This is a genomic window from Aeromicrobium sp. Root236 (assembly GCF_001428805.1).
Taxonomy (GTDB): domain Bacteria; phylum Actinomycetota; class Actinomycetes; order Propionibacteriales; family Nocardioidaceae; genus Aeromicrobium.
This window is the reverse complement of sequence record NZ_LMIS01000001.1, coordinates 538,856-553,940: the sequence shown is the minus strand read 5'-3', so window position 1 is coordinate 553,940 and position 15,085 is coordinate 538,856. Positions and strand designations below refer to the sequence as shown.

Annotated in this window: 20 protein-coding genes; 12 read left to right on the top strand and 8 right to left on the bottom strand. The window is 69.3% G+C overall.

What is annotated here, in order from left to right; translation table 11 throughout:
* Positions 1-16 precede the first annotated feature (16 nt).
* On the bottom strand, positions 17-634 hold the full coding sequence (locus tag ASE12_RS02825) for a DUF1992 domain-containing protein (protein ID WP_056396674.1): 618 nt from the start codon (positions 632-634) through the stop codon (positions 17-19).
* Between the two features lie 140 nt (positions 635-774).
* On the opposite strand from ASE12_RS02825, the gene ASE12_RS02820 reads away from it, so the two are divergent.
* Positions 775-1,038, top strand: coding sequence for a hypothetical protein (locus ASE12_RS02820; protein ID WP_056396671.1), 264 nt, complete (start codon positions 775-777; stop codon positions 1,036-1,038).
* A 138-nt stretch (positions 1,039-1,176) separates the two neighbouring features.
* On the opposite strand, the gene ASE12_RS02815 is transcribed toward ASE12_RS02820, so the two are convergent.
* On the bottom strand, positions 1,177-2,103 hold the full coding sequence (locus tag ASE12_RS02815) for an NAD(P)-dependent oxidoreductase (RefSeq protein ID WP_235508829.1): 927 nt from the start codon (positions 2,101-2,103) through the stop codon (positions 1,177-1,179).
* A 150-nt stretch (positions 2,104-2,253) separates the two neighbouring features.
* Here ASE12_RS02815 and ASE12_RS02810 point away from each other — a divergent pair, with 150 nt between their 5' ends.
* Genes ASE12_RS02810 through ASE12_RS02800 form a run of 3 tightly spaced genes read left to right on the top strand, consistent with a single transcriptional unit; the run spans position 2,254 to position 3,556 of the window.
* Positions 2,254-2,715 carry an SRPBCC domain-containing protein gene (locus ASE12_RS02810; protein WP_056396667.1) on the top strand — a complete coding sequence of 154 codons (462 nt, stop codon included), beginning with the start codon at positions 2,254-2,256 and terminating at the stop codon, positions 2,713-2,715.
* The gene (locus ASE12_RS02805) at positions 2,712-3,053 is read left to right on the top strand and encodes a winged helix-turn-helix domain-containing protein (protein WP_056396665.1); all 342 of its coding nucleotides are present in this window, start codon (positions 2,712-2,714) and stop codon (positions 3,051-3,053) included. Before ASE12_RS02810 ends, ASE12_RS02805 begins: the two co-directional genes overlap by 4 nt.
* Positions 3,054-3,103: 50 nt before the next feature.
* Positions 3,104-3,556, top strand: coding sequence for an SRPBCC domain-containing protein (locus tag ASE12_RS02800; RefSeq protein WP_056396663.1), 453 nt, complete (start codon positions 3,104-3,106; stop codon positions 3,554-3,556).
* A 6-nt stretch (positions 3,557-3,562) separates the two neighbouring features.
* On the opposite strand, the gene ASE12_RS02795 is transcribed toward ASE12_RS02800, so the two are convergent.
* Genes ASE12_RS02795 through ASE12_RS02780 form a run of 4 tightly spaced genes read right to left on the bottom strand, consistent with a single transcriptional unit; the run spans position 3,563 to position 6,785 of the window.
* Positions 3,563-4,204, bottom strand: a complete 642-nt coding sequence (locus ASE12_RS02795; protein ID WP_056396660.1) for a class F sortase — start codon at positions 4,202-4,204, stop codon at positions 3,563-3,565.
* A gap of 54 nt (positions 4,205-4,258) precedes the next feature.
* Positions 4,259-4,981 (bottom strand): VOC family protein, encoded by a 723-nt coding sequence (locus ASE12_RS02790; protein WP_056396658.1) that lies wholly within the window; start codon positions 4,979-4,981, stop codon positions 4,259-4,261.
* Between the two features lie 33 nt (positions 4,982-5,014).
* A complete protein-coding gene (locus ASE12_RS02785; protein ID WP_056396655.1) occupies positions 5,015-6,106 on the bottom strand; it encodes a HAMP domain-containing sensor histidine kinase in 1,092 nt (363 codons plus the stop codon).
* On the bottom strand, positions 6,099-6,785 hold the full coding sequence (locus tag ASE12_RS02780; RefSeq protein WP_056396654.1) for a response regulator transcription factor: 687 nt from the start codon (positions 6,783-6,785) through the stop codon (positions 6,099-6,101). The genes ASE12_RS02785 and ASE12_RS02780 overlap by 8 nt, the downstream gene beginning before the upstream one ends.
* Before the next feature lie 125 nt (positions 6,786-6,910).
* Here ASE12_RS02780 and ASE12_RS02775 point away from each other — a divergent pair, with 125 nt between their 5' ends.
* Both ASE12_RS02775 and ASE12_RS02770 read left to right on the top strand, forming a co-directional pair.
* Positions 6,911-7,492, top strand: a complete 582-nt coding sequence (locus tag ASE12_RS02775; protein WP_235508828.1) for a M15 family metallopeptidase — start codon at positions 6,911-6,913, stop codon at positions 7,490-7,492.
* A complete protein-coding gene (locus tag ASE12_RS02770; RefSeq protein ID WP_082582039.1) occupies positions 7,489-8,604 on the top strand; it encodes a peptidoglycan bridge formation glycyltransferase FemA/FemB family protein in 1,116 nt (371 codons plus the stop codon). Before ASE12_RS02775 ends, ASE12_RS02770 begins: the two co-directional genes overlap by 4 nt.
* Positions 8,605-8,710: 106 nt before the next feature.
* Here ASE12_RS02770 and vanA read toward each other — a convergent pair whose 3' ends face one another.
* Both vanA and ASE12_RS02760 read right to left on the bottom strand, forming a co-directional pair.
* Positions 8,711-9,748, bottom strand: a complete 1,038-nt coding sequence (gene vanA, locus ASE12_RS02765) for a D-alanine--(R)-lactate ligase (RefSeq protein WP_056396645.1) — start codon at positions 9,746-9,748, stop codon at positions 8,711-8,713.
* Complete coding sequence (locus ASE12_RS02760) at positions 9,745-10,758, bottom strand: NAD(P)-dependent oxidoreductase (RefSeq protein WP_082582038.1); 1,014 nt, start codon at positions 10,756-10,758, stop codon at positions 9,745-9,747. Before ASE12_RS02760 ends, vanA begins: the two co-directional genes overlap by 4 nt.
* Before the next feature lie 137 nt (positions 10,759-10,895).
* Here ASE12_RS02760 and vanX point away from each other — a divergent pair, with 137 nt between their 5' ends.
* The 6 genes from vanX to ASE12_RS02730 all read left to right on the top strand — a co-directional run bounded on the left by vanX (position 10,896) and on the right by ASE12_RS02730 (position 15,073).
* A complete protein-coding gene (vanX, locus tag ASE12_RS02755; protein WP_056396642.1) occupies positions 10,896-11,510 on the top strand; it encodes a D-Ala-D-Ala dipeptidase VanX in 615 nt (204 codons plus the stop codon).
* Positions 11,511-11,565: 55 nt separating this feature from the next.
* Positions 11,566-11,976, top strand: coding sequence for a YciI family protein (locus ASE12_RS02750; RefSeq protein WP_056396639.1), 411 nt, complete (start codon positions 11,566-11,568; stop codon positions 11,974-11,976).
* On the top strand, positions 11,948-13,129 hold the full coding sequence (locus ASE12_RS02745) for a DUF6596 domain-containing protein (protein ID WP_200954952.1): 1,182 nt from the start codon (positions 11,948-11,950) through the stop codon (positions 13,127-13,129). The genes ASE12_RS02750 and ASE12_RS02745 overlap by 29 nt, the downstream gene beginning before the upstream one ends.
* Positions 13,130-13,221: 92 nt before the next feature.
* Entirely contained in the window at positions 13,222-13,797 is a 576-nt protein-coding gene (locus ASE12_RS02740) for a dihydrofolate reductase family protein (RefSeq protein ID WP_056396632.1), read from the top strand.
* A 10-nt stretch (positions 13,798-13,807) separates the two neighbouring features.
* On the top strand, positions 13,808-14,305 hold the full coding sequence (locus ASE12_RS02735; protein WP_056396629.1) for a pyridoxamine 5'-phosphate oxidase family protein: 498 nt from the start codon (positions 13,808-13,810) through the stop codon (positions 14,303-14,305).
* 102 nt (positions 14,306-14,407) lie between these two features.
* Positions 14,408-15,073: a hypothetical protein gene (locus tag ASE12_RS02730; RefSeq protein ID WP_056396626.1), complete on the top strand. Its 666-nt coding sequence runs from the start codon at positions 14,408-14,410 to the stop codon at positions 15,071-15,073.
* Positions 15,074-15,085: the final 12 nt, after the last annotated feature.

The following is a 15,085-nucleotide window of genomic DNA, read 5'->3' as shown; positions in this document are numbered from 1 at the left end:
GTCGCCACCGACGGCGTCAGATGAGGCGGCGTCGTTGGGGCCGAAGCCAGGCGAGGAGCCGGCGCCACCACGGCGGGGGAGTCGCGGCGGCCTCGTCGCGACGGATCTGCTCGAGGACGGCCTTCTGCTGCGCCACCCGCGCGGCGCGACGCTCCCGCCACGCCGCGATCTCGACGTTCGCGTCACGCAGGGGCGTGATGACCGGTGGACCGCCTTGCAGCTGGCGGCGTGCGTCGACGATGCGGGCGTTGAAGTCCTCGATGGCCCGGCGCACGCCCTCAGGCGTCGTCTCGTGATCGAGGGTCTCGTCCATACGAGCGTCCTCGGTGCGCAGTGCGAGCGCCGGCGGGAGCACGCCGGTGATGCGCTCGCGCTCGATGAGCCGTTTGAGCCACCAGTCGGGGTCGTGCGGTGCGTCGAGGCCGGGGATCGGCTTGCCGGTGCCGGGCAGGTTGTCGAACTCGCCGCGCCGCATCGCCTGCTGGACCTGGAGCTCGACCCACTGAGCCTGGTTGGCGAGCCGCTTCTCGCGCGCCTCGGCCTCGTCCTGGTCGTCCTCGTGACCCTCTGACGCGGCAGCCTCGGCCTCCAGGCGCGACCGATATTCATGCCTCTTGCGGTCGCGGGCGCTCATCGGGATCACTCCTTCAGGTCGTACGTCCAGCATGCCACGGCGTCGTCGCGAAGACCGGCCGTGGGCGTACCGACGAGCTCATGCCATGTGGTTGACTCGGTAGCAGACATGTCGTCACTCCCACGTTCGCAGAGGCACCCATGACTGACCACCAGCTCATCGATCACATGGAGACGCTCAGGAGTCGGATCGAGGCATGGCTCCGCGACCTGCCGCCCAGGGAACGGCTCGACGAGCTCGGCACGGTCCACGAGACGCTGCGGACGATGAACCAGATGGTCAAGGCGTTGCGCCGCGACTCGCTCGTCGAGCTCGTCGACGAGTGGGGGATCGCGCGAGTCAGCGCTGCGCTGGGGGTCTCGGAGGAGCGCATCCTGCGGCTCATCGCGGAGCCGGTTTCCTGACGGCTTCGCGACGTCGGCCGACGCCAGGCGCGCAGGTCGACCGCGACTGAGGATCCGGGTCGCTGCGGCTGATCCGGGACGCCATGGCCCACAGCATCATCCGGAGCTCGGCTCGGCCGACGGCGTCCTCGGCGCAGCTCATGTCAGCTCTTCCTTGAAGCCCTGGCGCCACGACGGGTAGCGCAGCTCCCAGCCGAGCTCACGCTTGGCCTTGGCGTTGGAGAACGCGCGCCCCTCCGTCATCATCAGCACGGCGACGGGGCCGGCGAGCAGGCGTGCCAGCCACACCGGCACGCTCATGGGTCGCTTCGCGCCGGCGCACTCGGCCAGGTAGGGGAGCCACTCGCTGGCGGGCGCCGGGTCGTCATCGACGATGTTGAACACCCCTCGGGCCTTCTGCTCGATGGCCAGGACTGTCGCGCTGGCCGCATCGTCGAGATGCACCCACGAGCTGTGGCCGGCGCCGTAGCCGACCAGCGGGAACTGGCGCTTGCGGATCAGCTCGACCTGGTCGTCGGTGGCGCCGGGGCCGTACAGCCCGCCGTAGCGCAGGACCACGCCGTTCGCCTCGAGGACCGACTCCTCGAGGTGCTGGATGGCCTTCATGCCGGGGTTCGCCACGGTGCCCGGCATCAGGTTGAGCGGCTCCTCCTCGGTCTTGACCCAGCCGCCGGACTGCTCGCCGTTCCAGCTGGCATAGCTCTGCGCGACGACGTGGGAGACCCCGCTGGCCGCTGCGGCGGCCAGCAGGTGGTCGGTGCCCTCGGTTCGAAGCCGGTTGGTGGTGGCGAACCAGCGGTCCATGTGCTTGATGTCCGGCTTGCCGGCGATCGCCGTCATCTGGTGCACGACCACGTCGGGCTTGGCGTTGGCGACCGCCTCGGCGACCGAGGCCGCGTCCAGTCCGTCCATCACGACGCTGTCCGCACCGAGCTGGTCGAGGAACCCGAGCTTGGCGGCGCTCGTCGTCGTCGCGGTCACGTCGTGACCTCGCGCCACGAGCTGCGGCACCAGTCGCCTCCCGAGGACACCTGCTCCACCTGCCACGAACACTCGCATCGTCATCACCCTTCTTGTCGTCGAATCCTTCGTCTGAAGGTGTGACGACGCAGCGCCCCGGAATGTGACAGCACCCTTGTGCAACCGAGGGTTGCGCATGCGACAGGCCGGTGCTAGATTGATACGCAACCGATGGTTGCTATATCAGGAGGACGCATGGAGTACGCCAGCATCGACCGCGAGATCCACATCGACGCACCGCCGGAGGTGGTGTTCGAGGTGATCAGCACGCCCGAGCACGTACGGGAATGGTGGAGCGTGTCGACGGACTTCGAGCCGGCGCCGGGATCGACGAGCGAGCTGGTGTGGGCCGACGGGGAGAACCCTCGGGCGCATGTCGAGCAGCTGAGCGTCGTCGTCGCCGATCCGCCGCGGGTGTTCAGCTTCCGCTGGACGCATCCGGCGGGGGAGAGCGCCGTCGGAGGCAACTCCAACCTCGTGACGTTCGAGCTGGAGCCGGCCGGCGCCGGAACGCTGCTCAGGTTCAGCGAGACCGGGTTCCGGGAGCGTGGCTGGGAGGCCGCGGCGATCGAGGAGCGCTACCTGTCGCACAGCGAGGGCTGGGACCGCTTCGTGCCGATCATCAAGACGTACGCCGAAGGGCTGGAGGCGGCATGACGACTGCCGTGGACGACGACCTGTGGTCGGCGATCGGTGATCCGACGCGGCGACGCATGCTCGACCTGATGCTGCGCGGCGACGGCACGGCCACGTCGCTCAGTGAACAGCTTCCGGTGACCCGGCAGGCAGTGGCGAAGCACCTCGGTGTCCTCGACCGGGTCGGGCTGGTGCAGGCCACCGCAGCGGGCCGCGAGAAGCGCTACCGCATCGACCAGGCCCAGTTCACCCGCGCCGTGGCCCAGCTCAACGACGTCGGGCGTACGTGGGACGCACGCCTCGGCCGGATCAAGCAGATCTCCGAGGCCATCGCCAAGAACCGCAACCCCCAGGAGTGAACGACCAGTCGACCGCGACCGCGGCCGCACGACATCACAAGGAGAGAACCATGGTGGACATCCTGCATCGAGTGGGAATCACGGCCTCGCAGGAGGCCGTCTACGAAGCGCTGACCACGACCGAAGGGCTGGCCGGCTGGTGGACGAGGGACGTACGCGGCGACGGCGATGCCGGCGGCGTGCTCCAGTTCCGGTTCGAGGGCGCGCCGGAGCCGAACGGCTTCGACATGAGCGTGCTGGAGGCCAAGTCGGCCGAGCGGGTCCTGTGGGAGGTCGTCGCCGGACCGGAGGAGTGGATCGGCACGCACGTCAGCTGGGACCTGACGACCGAGGACGGCTACACGATCATCATGTTCGCGCACCGAGGATGGCAGGAGCCCGTCGACTTCATGTACCACTGCAGCACCAAGTGGGCGACGTTCCTGATGAGCCTGAAGGCGCTGCTGGAGACCGGCACCGGTGCGCCGGCCCCGGAGGACGAGCGCGTCAGCAACTGGCACTGAGCCGGCTCAGGCTGCCGGGTCGGCGAACCAGATCGTGCGGTGCGTCCACTCGCCGGGTCCGAGCCGCTTGCCGGAGCAGACGATCAGCGCGACCTGGGGAAGGCCGTCGCGGGCGTAGTAGGGCGCATAGCCCTTGCTCGCGAGCACCTCGATCCGCTTGCTCACGGTGTAGCAGAGCTCGGACCGGCCACCGCGCAGGATGATGCGGTCGCCCTCGTGCAGCTTGTCGAGCATGACGTTGCCGACCGCGGAGCCGTCGGGCCAGGTGTGGGCGTTCAGGAGCACGTTGCCGCGCTCCGAGCCGGGCTTGATGCCCGGCCGGTCCCACGCGAACGTGAACTTGGCCGACGTCGGCGGGACGCCCGGCACGTTGCGCGAGTCGCGAGGCAGGGCGAGCACCTGACCGTCCTTGACGACGTGCGGGATCGTGACGCTCGTCGGCGTGAACGGCGTGGTCGCCGGCCGGGCGCACGTGCCGCTCGGGACGGCCACGGGCTGGAGCACGGGGGAGCCCATCGCGAACGGCCGGCCGGTCGTGTCATCCGGCCTGAGCAGCCAGGCCACGCCGGCGGCGGCAACCAGCGCGACGACCACCAGGACGACGACGAGGCCCTTGGGCGAGGCGCTTCGGTGCTCGGCTGTCGTCATCCCTCAACGGTAGGCCGTGCCACCGCATGACCGCAGGGCAATGCCCCCACGGGGCTACCGAGGAGTCAGGACGCAGAACTCGTTGCCGTCGGGATCGGCCATGACGACCCAGCTGACGTCGTCGCCCTGGCCGATGTCGATGCGCTTGGCGCCGAGCCCGATGAGCCGCTCGACCTCGGCCTCCTGGTCGGTGCCGGCCGGGGGAGCGATGTCGAAGTGGATCCGGTTCTTGCCGGTCTTCGGGTTGACCGGCGGCCCGCCCCACGACATCTTCGAGCCGCCCGCGGGCGACTGGATCGCGGTCTCCTCGTCCTGGTCCCAGACGAGCGGCCAGCCCAGCGCCTCGCTCCAGAAGTAGCCGACCGCCTGGGTGCCGTCGCAGTTGATCGCCCCGATGAAGGCGGTGTCGGCGAGGAAGTTGTTGCCCGCGGGGATGACGCAGAACTCGTTGCCCTCGGGGTCGGCGAGCACGACGTGGCCCTCCTCGGGCGTCTGGCCGATGTCGAGGTGGGTGGCGCCGAGCTCGAGGGCCCTCGCGACGGTGCGTTGCTGCTCGTCGGGGGTCGCGCTCGTCAGGTCGAAGTGGGTCTGGTTGGGTCCGGTCTTCGGCTCCTGCGTCGGGTAGAACGCGACTCGGTACGCCGTGCCGTCCGTCGGCACGAGCTGGAAGCCGTCCTCGTCCGGCACGGTCTCCCAGCCCAGCAGCCCGGCCCAGAACCGAGCGAGGCGTTCGGGATCGTTGGCGTCGAACGTGACCGAGTCGAGGTTGGAGGTCATGCGTTCGAACGTATCAACCTCGCCGCCCGAGCGTCACTCGTCCGGCTGGGGCGGCGCTGCCGGAAGTCGTACGGTCACGGTGAGGCCACCGCCGGCGCGCGGGGCGAGGTCGAGGGTCCCGTCGTGCGCCTGGGTGATGCTCTTGACGATCGCCAGGCCGAGCCCGACGCCTGCGTGGTCGCTGCGTGCGCGCTCGGTGCCCCGTTGGAACGGCTCCGCGAGCGTCGGGACGACCTGCGCCGCGAGCGGCTGCCCGGTGTTCTCGACCGTCAGGACCACGCTGCGGCCCTCGACCGTGGTGCCCACCCACACCGTGCCCTGATCGGGCTGGTTGTGGACGATCGCGTTGTGCACCAGGTTGACCGTCATCTGGAGCAGCAGGGCGTGCGAGCCGATCGTGGGGGTGGTCTCGCCGGAGGTCTTGATCACGAGGCCGCGCTGCTCGGCCAGGGGGAGGAGCGTCTCGTTCGCTTCTTCCGCGACCAGCGACAGGTCCATCCGTTCCCGGGTGAAGGACCGACGATCGGCGCGACTCAGCAGCAACAGCGCCTCGGTGAGGTCGATCGCGCGGGCGTTGACGAAGTGGAGGCGGTCGACCAGTTCGCCGTTGTCGCGGTCGGGGTCGTTGCGGGCCACCTCCAGCAGGGTCTGCGTGATGGCCAGCGGGGTGCGCAGCTCGTGGGACGCGTTGGCGGCGAATCGTTGCTGCTCGGCGACCTGGGCCTCCAGGCGTGCCAGCATCGTGTCGAAGCTGTCGGCGAGCTCGCGGAACTCGTCGTTGCGCCCCTCGAGCCGGATCCGGTGGGACAGGGAACCTTCTGCCGCCAGCCGCGTGGCATGGGTGAGCCGGGTCATCGGGGCGAGCATGCGGCCGGCCAGGAGCCAGCCGCCCACCAGCCCGAACAGCAGCAGGAAGACCATGGCCCAGGCGGCCTTGGGCGCGAAGGCCTTGACGAGGTCGGAGCGGTTGGGCACGCGCTGAACGTCCGTGAAGATCACGTCGGGCACGTAGCGCAGCAGGAAGACCCACACGACGGCGAGCAGCATGCCGCCGGCCACCACGAGGAAGGCGGCATAGCTGAGCGTGAGCTTGAGCCGGACGCTCAGGCCCGGCGACCTATCCATGCTCGTCACGCCCGTCGGGGGCGGTGTCGATGCGATAGCCGACGCCCGGGACCGTGGCGATGACCCACGGCTCGCCGAGACGCTTGCGGAGCGCAGAGACGGTGATGCGTACGGCATTGGTGAACGGGTCGGCGTTCTCGTCCCACGCACGCTCGAGCAGGTTCTCGGCGCTGACGACGCCGCCCTCGGCCTCGACGAGGACCTCGAGCACGGCGAACTGCTTGCGGGTCAGCGCGACGTAGCGGCCGTCGCGGAAGACCTCGCGCCGGAACGGGTCGAGGCGCAGCCCGGCGATCTCGCGCACGGGCGGGCGGCTGTAGCCCCGCCGACGATCGAGGGCCCGGAGCCTGAGCACCAGCTCTTGCAGCTCGAACGGCTTGGTGAGGTAGTCGTCGGCGCCGAGCTCGAACCCGGACGCCTTCTCGTCGAGCCGGTCGGCGGCGGTCAGCATCAGGATCGGCATGCCGCTGCCGGAGGCGACGATGCTCTCGGCGACGGCATCACCGGACGGCCCCGGGATGTCCCGGTCGAGCACGGCGATGTCGTACGCGTTGATGCTCAACATCTCGAGCGCGGTGTCACCGTCGCCGGCGATGTCGGCGGCGATCGCCTCGAGTCGCAGACCGTCGCGAATCGCGTCGGCCATGTAGGGCTCGTCCTCGACGATCAAGACACGCATCCTCTGATGCTACGAGCCGGACCGTATCGTCCGCGTATCCAAATGCTCATACGCGCTGGCAACGCCGCCTTTCCTTGACTGGCGGCATGGCATTCACACGACGCACTCGGACACGATCGACGGTCATGATCGCGCTGGCAATGCTCAGCGCGGCCCTGCTCGTCGACCTCGGCTACCAGTCACTCACCGCCTCGTCCTCCTCGGCGAGCCCGACCCTCGACACCGTGCGACGCCTCACCGGCGGGCATCGTGCGCTGGGCGTCGCCGACGGGCGGGTGCCAGCCGGGACGACGGTCTTCGACGACGACGTCCCGGCGGTGGCCGACCTCGACGGCGATCTCCTGGACGCCCTGCGGCGCGCCGCATCCGACTCCGGGATTCGGTTCGAGGTCAGCAGCGGCTGGCGCTCCAAGGCGTACCAGGCGAAGCTGCTCCGTGATGCCGTCTCGAAGTACGGGTCGAAGGCCGAGGCCGCCCGGTGGGTGGCCACCCCGGACACGTCGCCGCACGTCACGGGCGACGCGATCGACATCGCCGGCACGGATGCCATGGTCTGGCTGTCCAACCGGGGCGCAGCGTACGGGCTCTGCCAGGTCTACGACAACGAGCCGTGGCACTACGAGCTGCGACCGGACGCCGCCCGGGACGGTTGCCCGCCCCGATACGCAGACCCGACGCAGGACCCGCGGATGCAGGGGCAGGGATGAGCCTGACGGTCGAGCCGATCGGCTCGGAGGAGCACCTCGCGCACGTGCAAGCGCAAGGATCGGGCAGCTTCCTGCAGACTCCTGCGTGGGGCCGGGTCAAGACCGAGTGGCGCAGCGAGTCCCTCGGCTGGTTCGACGGCCGGAAGCTGGTCGGCACCGCCCTGGTGCTGCACCGACCCGTGCCCCGGCTCGAGCGATTCACGCTCGCGTACGTCCCAGACGGCCCGCAGATCGAGTGGACCGGATCGCTGGCTCAGTGGCTCGACCCCTTGGCGGCGTACCTCAGGAGCCGCGGCGCGTTCGCGATCCGTCTCGGCCCGCCCGTGCGCACCAGGACGTGGAGCGCCGCGCAGGTCAAGCAGGGCCTTGCGGACCCGGGCGTCACGAGCCTCACGGACCTGGCCGGTGCCGAGACCTCACCGGTCGGCATGGCCGTGAACGGCCAGCTCAGGGCTGCCGGGTGGCTGCCGCAGAGCCCGGAGCACGGCTTCGGCGCCGGGCAGCCGCAGTTCACGTACGAGATCCCGCTGGCCGGCCGGACCGAGGACGACCTGCTCTCCGGCATGAACCAGCAGTGGCGCCGCAACATCAGGAGGGCGGCGAAGGCAGGAGTGGAGGTCACGGTCAGCGAGGACCTCGTGGTTTTCCACGAGCTGTACGTCCACACCGCCGAGCGCGACCGGTTCACCCCGCGGCCGTTGCGCTACTTCGAGACGATGTACGCCGCGCTGCGCTCCGAAGCCCCTGAACGCATCCGGCTGTACGTCGCCCACCACGAGGGCGTGTTGGTGGCGGCGACGATCATGGTGCAGGTGGGTGCGCAGGCGTGGTACTCCTATGGCGCTTCGTCGACCGCGAAGCGCGAGGTGCGCGGGTCCAACGCGTGCCAGTGGGCGATGATCCGCGACGCATTGGCCGACGGGTGCGAGGTCTACAACCTGCGCGGCATCACGCCGACCCTCGACGCCGACGATCCGCACGTGGGCCTGATCCAGTTCAAGGTGGGCACCGGAGGTCATGCGGTGCAGTACGTCGGGGAGTGGGACCTGCCGTTGCGGCCGGCGATCTATCGCGCGTTCGGCCGCTACATGAGGTGGCGCGGGCGCGGCTAGGAGCGTCGACAGAGTCGATCGACGAGGTCTCCCAGCACCGTGACGAGCGCGGTGGTCAGCACGACGCTGGCCACCGACACCGCAACGGTCAGCGCGGCGAGCCCGATCACCGTCTCGTGCCCTGCAACGTGCGGTCCACCAGGCGATCGATGACCTCGGTGAGCGGCAGCCCAGCGGCGGCCATCATCCGGGGATAGCGGCTGTACGACGTCAGTCCGGGCAGGGTGTTGACCTCGTTGAGCACGACGGTGCCGTCGTCCTTGAGGAACATGTCGACGCGGGCCAGGCCCTTGCACCCGAGGGCACGGTAGATCCGCTTCGCGGTCTCCTGCACGCGAGCGCGCGCGTCGTCGGAGATGTCTGCGGGGACGATCGGGGTCGAGTTGTCGGAGCCCTGTTCTGGCGTCGCCTCCTGGTGGATCCGGAAGAACCCGTGCGTCAGCGCGATGCGATCGACCTCGCCGGCGACCAGGCCGAATCGTTCGCTCAGGATCGCGCAGCCGACCTCACTGCCGACGACGGCCTCCTCGATGAGCACCTTGGAGTCGTACTGCTTGGCCGTCACGACCGCGCTCAGCAGCTCGGCCTTCGAGGACACCTTGCTGACGCCGAACGAGGAGCCCGAACGGGCCGGCTTGACGAAGACCGGATAGGTCAGCCCGTCGGGCTCGATGTTCTCGTTCGCGGCAACTACCCAGTGGTTCGGCGTGGCGATGCCGGCGCTGGCTGCCACGACGTACGCGAGGGACTTGTCCATGCACAGCGCCGAGCTCGGCACGTCGCACCCGACGTACGGGATGCCGGTCAGCTCCAGCAGTCCCTGGATCGCGCCGTCCTCGCCGCGCTTGCCGTGCAGGACGGGGAAGACCAGGTCCAGGGGAATCGTCCGGTACGAGTCGCCGTCCAGCGCGAGCAGGCCGCGGGTCGAGCTGTCGGGCGAGAGGATCACGGGGGTGCCGGCGCTCTCCCAGCCGGGTTGCGGCCCGTCGCACAACGTCCATGCACCGCTCGTCGTGATCCCGACGAAGAACGGCTCGTACCTCTCCGGGTCGAGGCTCTTGGCGACCTCCTGCGCGGACTTGACGGAGATGGGGTGCTCCTCGGAGGAGCCGCCGAACAGCACGGCGATCTTGAGTCTGGTCATGGGTGCTCGCTCTCGTAGGTCAGGCAGTGGGTCAGGGAGTCCTCGACGGCATCGGCGAGGGCGTGGTCGGTGAAGTACGCGGTGTGCGGGCTGATCAGCACGTTGGGCAGCTCCTGGAGCCGCGCCAGGGGAGTGCTCGCGATGGGCCGGTGGCGGCAGTCGGCGTAGAACACGCCCTCCTCGCCCTCGACGACGTCGAGGGCCGCCCCGCCGAGCCGGCCGCTCTCCAGCGCCGTCGCGAGCGCCGAGTTGTCGAGGAGCGGGCCGCGGCCGGTGTTGACGATGACGGCACCGGGTTTCATCTGCTCGAGCCGCCGGGCGTCGAGCAGGTGGTGGGTGGCGGGTGTCAGAGGCGTGTGCAGCGTGACGACGTCGCTCACCCGGAGCAGCTCGTCGAACGTGAGGTACTCGGCGCTCGTCGTGGAGCGCAGGTCGTGGGCGACGACCCGGCTGCCGAAGCCGTGCAGTCGGTCGATCACCGCGGCGCCGATGCGCCCGGTCCCCACGACGCCGACGGTCAGGTCGCGCAGCTCACGGCCAGGGGTCTCGTGCAGGCGGTAGTCGTGGAGATCGGCACGGCGTACGACCGAAGTGGCGTGCCGCAGCGCCATCAAGATCAGCATCAGCGTGTAGTCGGCGACGCTGTCGGGGGAGTACGCCACAGTGCCGACCGTGATGCCGATGCTCTCGGCGTACGCCACGTCGATGTGGTTGTCGCCGATGCTCCGGGTCGAGACGTACTCCACGCCCACTGCGCTGAGCGCGAGCAGTAACGAGTGGTCGATGCGTGACTTGTGGCCCACGCTGATGCACCGGTTGCCGGCCGCCAGGCCGAGGTTGTCGGCAGTCACTGGTTCGTCGGTGATCGTGGAGGTCACGCGCAAGCGTGGCGACAGGTCACGGAACAGCGCGGCTTCGTGCGGCCCGCAGCCGAAGGCCGTGACGCCCGTGGTCACACGGGCAGGGCGCAGGCGGCGTATCGCGGGGCGTACCGGTGGCCGGTGGATCATGCGTCAAGTCAAGGTGGCCGGCCGTTGCCCGTACGTATGCGGTTTTCGATACGCCGACGATATGTGGCCGGCACCTATCGTCGGCGTATCGATTTCCCGATACAGGCCGGCAACAGTGGGATTCCTTCACTGGAACCATGAACAGTCACGATGATTTCGCGTACGTCGACGAGCTGGTCCCGGGAATCCGCTGGGACGCGAAGTACGCGACGTGGGACAACTTCACCGGCAAGCCCGTCGACGGCTATCAGGCCAACCGCATCGTGGGCACGAGGGCGCTGTGCGCTGCCCTGGAAGCGGCCCGCGACAAGGCGGCCGCCCGTGGCTTCGGGCTGTTGATCTGGGACGGCTATCGCCCGCAGCGCGCCGTGGATGCCTTCCTGCGCTGGTCACGGGAGCCGGAGGACGGCCGGACCAAGGCACGGCACTTCCCGAACATCGCACGAGCCGAGATGTTCGACCGGGGATATGTCGCCGCGAGGTCGGGGCACAGCCGGGGGAGCACGGTCGACCTCACGCTCTTCGACCTCCGGACGGGAGAGCTGGCGGCCATGGGTGGCGACCACGACCTGATGGACCCGGTGTCACACCACAATGCGCCGGGCACCGCGCCGGTCGCAGCGGCCAACCGGCGGCACCTTCGTGCGGTCATGGAGACCTGCGGCTTCGCTTCATACGCCTACGAGTGGTGGCACTACACGCTGACGGATGAGCCGTACCCGGACACGTACTTCGACTTCCCGGTCACGTGAGATCACCTCCGCGTGGGGGATGATGTCGAGAAACCCTGACTCGCGGAGGAGACACATGGCGAAGTTCCTTGTGCTGAAGCACTATCGAGGCGGTCCGGCGCCGGTCGTCGACTATCCGCCGATGGAGCAATGGGAACCCGCCGACGTCGACGCGCACGTCCAGTGGATGCGCGACTTCGCGACGCGGCTCAAGGAGTCGGGGGAGTTCGTGAGCCATCAGGCGCTGTCGCCGGGTGGCGCGTTCGTGCGGCACGGCGGCGAGGGCCGGCCACCCGTCACCGACGGACCGTTCGCGGAGACCAAGGACCTGATCGCCGGCTGGCTCATGATCGACGTCGAGTCGTACGAGCGAGCGGTCGAGATCGCGGGGGAGTACTCGGCCGCGCCGGGACCGGGCGGGGTGCCGCTCTGCGAATGGCTCGAGGTGCGCCCGTCGTATGCTGCCGCGCCCAGCGACGCGGAGTGACCGAATCGCCGTGAACGAGAGTCTGCTGCGGGAGCTGATTCCCGCGGTCACGGGCGTCCTGGTCCGGCGCGGCGCTGACTTCGCGACCGCCGAGGATGCGGTGCAGGACGCACTGCTGAAGGCGCTGGCGACGTGGCCGGCCGACCCTCCGGATGACCCCAAGGGCTGGCTGATCACCGCTGCGTGGCGCAAGTTCCTCGACGCCACGCGGGCCGAGAGCTCACGGCTCGCCCGTGAGAACCGCCTGGCCGCCGAGCCTGCCCCGGGTCCCTCCGACTCGTCCGACACGTTGCAGCTGTACTTCCTGTGCGCGCACCCGTCGCTCACGCCGTCGTCCGCCGTCGCCCTGACGCTGCGCGCGGTCGGCGGGCTGACGACACGGCAGATCGCCGAGGCGTACCTCGTCCCCGAGGCGACCATGGCCCAGCGCATCAGCCGCGCCAAACGCACCGTCTCGGCGGTGAAGCTCGATGAGACGGGGGACGTGGCGACGGTCCTGCGGGTGCTCTACCTCGTGTTCAACGAGGGCTACAGCGGCGAGCTCGATCTCGCCCAGGAGGCGATCCGACTGACCCGCCAGGTCAGGGCGCTGACGCCCGACGAGGAGGTCTCCGGGCTGCTCGCGCTGATGCTGCTGCACCACGCCCGCCGCTCGGCGCGTACGACAGCTGATGGTGCTCTCGTGCCGCTCGCGGAGCAGGACCGGTCGCAGTGGGACACCGGCATGATCGCGGAGGGCGTGACCATCCTCCAGGACGCGCTTGCGCGAGACCGACTCGGCGAGTTCCAGGCGCAGGCCGCGATCGCCGCTCTCCACGCCGACGCCCGGACGGTCGAGGAGACCGACTGGGTGCAGATCGTCGAGTGGTACGACGAGCTCGACGGCCTGACCGACAACCCGGTCATCCGGCTCAACCGCGCCGTCGCGGTGGGGGAGGCGGACGGAGCGCAGGCCGGCTTGGCGGCGCTCGAGCAGGTCGATCGGGAGGTGCCAAGGCATCGGGCTGCCGAGGCGTACCTCCGCGAGCGAGCCGGCGACCTCGAAGGCGCGGCCCGCCTGTACGCCGATGCTGCCCGCGCTGCCAGCAACCTCGCCGAACGCGATCACCTGACCCGCCAGGCGGCCCGTCTCAACGGCCTGCTGCGCAGCTGAACCAACTTTTCCTTGCGGATCGATGTCGAGAACGCGTGGTCGGCGCCGTCCCTGATGTGAAGCGACCATCAAACGCAAGGAGACACAGGGAAATGACTGACCAGCGCAAGCTCATCGTCCAGCAGTGGGTCACCGTCGACAACATCGCCGCGGAGGAGGACGGGGGACTCAGCTTCGTGACGGTGGAGCCGTTCTCCGACAGGACCGAACCGGCGTACAAGGACAGCATCATGGGCCTCATCGACTCGGTGGACACGCTGATCCTCGGCGCCAACACATACGCCCAGTCGGTGGGCTACTGGCCCACGGCCAGCGACCAGGGGGAGTACGGCGAGAAGCTCAATCGACTCACGAAGGTCGTGGCGTCGTCCACGCTCGAGGAGGCGCCGTGGGGCGAGTTCCCTGCCGCGACCGTGACTCGCGACCCGGTCGCCACGGTCCGCGACCTCAAGCAGCAGAGCGGCAAGGATCTCTGGCTCTGGGGGAGCCTGACGCTCATGCGCTCGCTGCTGGCAGCCGGTGTCGTCGACGAGCTCCGGCTGATGGTCTGCCCGACGTCGCGAGGCAAGGGGACCCGCGTGTTCGAGGACCGTCAGGACCTCGCGCTCGTCGAAGCCACCGGTTTCGAGAACGGTGTGGCACTCATGCGATACGAGATCACGAAGTGAGGAGCTGACCATGGACCGCAACGATGTTCGTGATGTCCTGAACAAGCCGTACAGCCAGGAGCTGCTGGCTCGCGACGTGACCCGACTGGCCTACGTCGGCACGGACGGCACGCCCCGAGCCATCCCCATCGCGTTCGCGTGGAACGGTTCGACGATCGTGATGTCGACCGCGAAGAACTCGCAGAAGCTCGCGGCACTCCGCGCCAATCCGGCGGTCGCCCTGACAATCGACACCGAGGTGCATCCGCCCAAGATCCTGCTCGTACGAGGTGTGGCCGAGCTGGACTACGTCGACGGCATCCCCAAGGAGTACCTGCAGATGACGAGCACGTACGAGATGACTGCCGAGCAACGGGTCGAGTGGGAGGCCGAGGTGCGCTCGCTCTATCACGACGGCATGGTCAGGATCGTCGTCACGCCGACGTGGGCGAAGCTCATCGACTTCGAGTCGACGCTGCCCAGCGCGGTCGAGGAGCTGGTCCGCCGGCGCGAGGAACGGAGGGTGTGAGAGCCATCGAGCCAGCGTGTCGTCCACGTACGGATCTCAGATTCAGGTCGCATTGTCACAAACGGCCCAGTGCTGGACACTTCCAGGTATGCAGGGACTGCCATGAGCTCGAGCTCTCCGCGAGGCCGCGCCATTCTGGCGTCGGCGCCGGTTGTCGTCGCGACGGTCGCGGCCCTGCTCGCTGCGCCTTCGCCGGAAGCCCGCGTCGATCCTGGAGCCGACCTCCGGACGGTGAGTGCGCCGACGTCAGGTGGCACAGCAACGCTGGCGGACGCGGTGAGCCTCGTGGTCGCGCCTGAGTCCGGCGGAGCTTCGGCCACCGAGCCGACCGACACGGCGGCTGACCCCAAAGGCAGGGGAAACCTCGTCATCTCAGGGGTGGTGATGGTTGCCAACACCGACGGGTCCGCGACGCTGTCGGCGACGTTCGTGGGCGGCCGAGAGCCCATGGCGCTCAAGGCGGTGTCCCTCAGCACGGAGAGTGGCGATCTGGCTGTGGCAAGCACCGCCATGTGGCTGCCGATTGTCCCCGGCAAGGAGAGCCGGGCCGGAGATGCCTCGGACGCCGGGGGATTCGTCGTACCGCGAGGGTTGGCGCCGGACCAGGTCGTTCGCGTGCAGCTCCAGTTCGACAACGGCACGTGTGCGGTGCTCGACGCTCCCACGGTGCGCCGGACGCGAGCTCACGACGAGGTGTTCCCGACGAACGGCCAGAGGCTGGGGCCGGGGAAGCCGACAGCCTTCAAGCCGAGCTGCCCGAAGGCCTAGCCGTGGCCGGCT

Bases quoted from the DNA above. Each gene is read 5' to 3' on its own strand.
- ASE12_RS02760 (WP_082582038.1), bottom strand. From the start codon at position 10,758: ATGATCCACCGGCCACCGGTACGCCCCGCGATACGCCGCCTGCGCCCT.
- ASE12_RS02790 (WP_056396658.1), bottom strand. From the start codon at position 4,981: ATGACCTCCAACCTCGACTCGGTCACGTTCGACGCCAACGATCCCGAA.
- ASE12_RS02825 (WP_056396674.1), bottom strand. From the start codon at position 634: ATGAGCGCCCGCGACCGCAAGAGGCATGAATATCGGTCGCGCCTGGAG.
- ASE12_RS02740 (WP_056396632.1), top strand. From the start codon at position 13,222: ATGACTGACCAGCGCAAGCTCATCGTCCAGCAGTGGGTCACCGTCGAC.
- ASE12_RS02785 (WP_056396655.1), bottom strand. From the start codon at position 6,106: ATGGATAGGTCGCCGGGCCTGAGCGTCCGGCTCAAGCTCACGCTCAGC.
- ASE12_RS02820 (WP_056396671.1), top strand. From the start codon at position 775: ATGACTGACCACCAGCTCATCGATCACATGGAGACGCTCAGGAGTCGG.
- ASE12_RS02800 (WP_056396663.1), top strand. From the start codon at position 3,104: ATGGTGGACATCCTGCATCGAGTGGGAATCACGGCCTCGCAGGAGGCC.
- ASE12_RS02745 (WP_200954952.1), top strand. From the start codon at position 11,948: ATGCTGCCGCGCCCAGCGACGCGGAGTGACCGAATCGCCGTGAACGAG.
- ASE12_RS02775 (WP_235508828.1), top strand. From the start codon at position 6,911: ATGATCGCGCTGGCAATGCTCAGCGCGGCCCTGCTCGTCGACCTCGGC.
- vanX (WP_056396642.1), top strand. From the start codon at position 10,896: ATGAACAGTCACGATGATTTCGCGTACGTCGACGAGCTGGTCCCGGGA.
- ASE12_RS02805 (WP_056396665.1), top strand. From the start codon at position 2,712: ATGACGACTGCCGTGGACGACGACCTGTGGTCGGCGATCGGTGATCCG.
- ASE12_RS02780 (WP_056396654.1), bottom strand. From the start codon at position 6,785: ATGCGTGTCTTGATCGTCGAGGACGAGCCCTACATGGCCGACGCGATT.
- ASE12_RS02735 (WP_056396629.1), top strand. From the start codon at position 13,808: ATGGACCGCAACGATGTTCGTGATGTCCTGAACAAGCCGTACAGCCAG.
- ASE12_RS02810 (WP_056396667.1), top strand. From the start codon at position 2,254: ATGGAGTACGCCAGCATCGACCGCGAGATCCACATCGACGCACCGCCG.
- ASE12_RS02750 (WP_056396639.1), top strand. From the start codon at position 11,566: ATGGCGAAGTTCCTTGTGCTGAAGCACTATCGAGGCGGTCCGGCGCCG.
- ASE12_RS02730 (WP_056396626.1), top strand. From the start codon at position 14,408: ATGAGCTCGAGCTCTCCGCGAGGCCGCGCCATTCTGGCGTCGGCGCCG.
- ASE12_RS02815 (WP_235508829.1), bottom strand. From the start codon at position 2,103: ATGACGATGCGAGTGTTCGTGGCAGGTGGAGCAGGTGTCCTCGGGAGG.
- vanA (WP_056396645.1), bottom strand. From the start codon at position 9,748: ATGACCAGACTCAAGATCGCCGTGCTGTTCGGCGGCTCCTCCGAGGAG.
- ASE12_RS02795 (WP_056396660.1), bottom strand. From the start codon at position 4,204: ATGACGACAGCCGAGCACCGAAGCGCCTCGCCCAAGGGCCTCGTCGTC.
- ASE12_RS02770 (WP_082582039.1), top strand. From the start codon at position 7,489: ATGAGCCTGACGGTCGAGCCGATCGGCTCGGAGGAGCACCTCGCGCAC.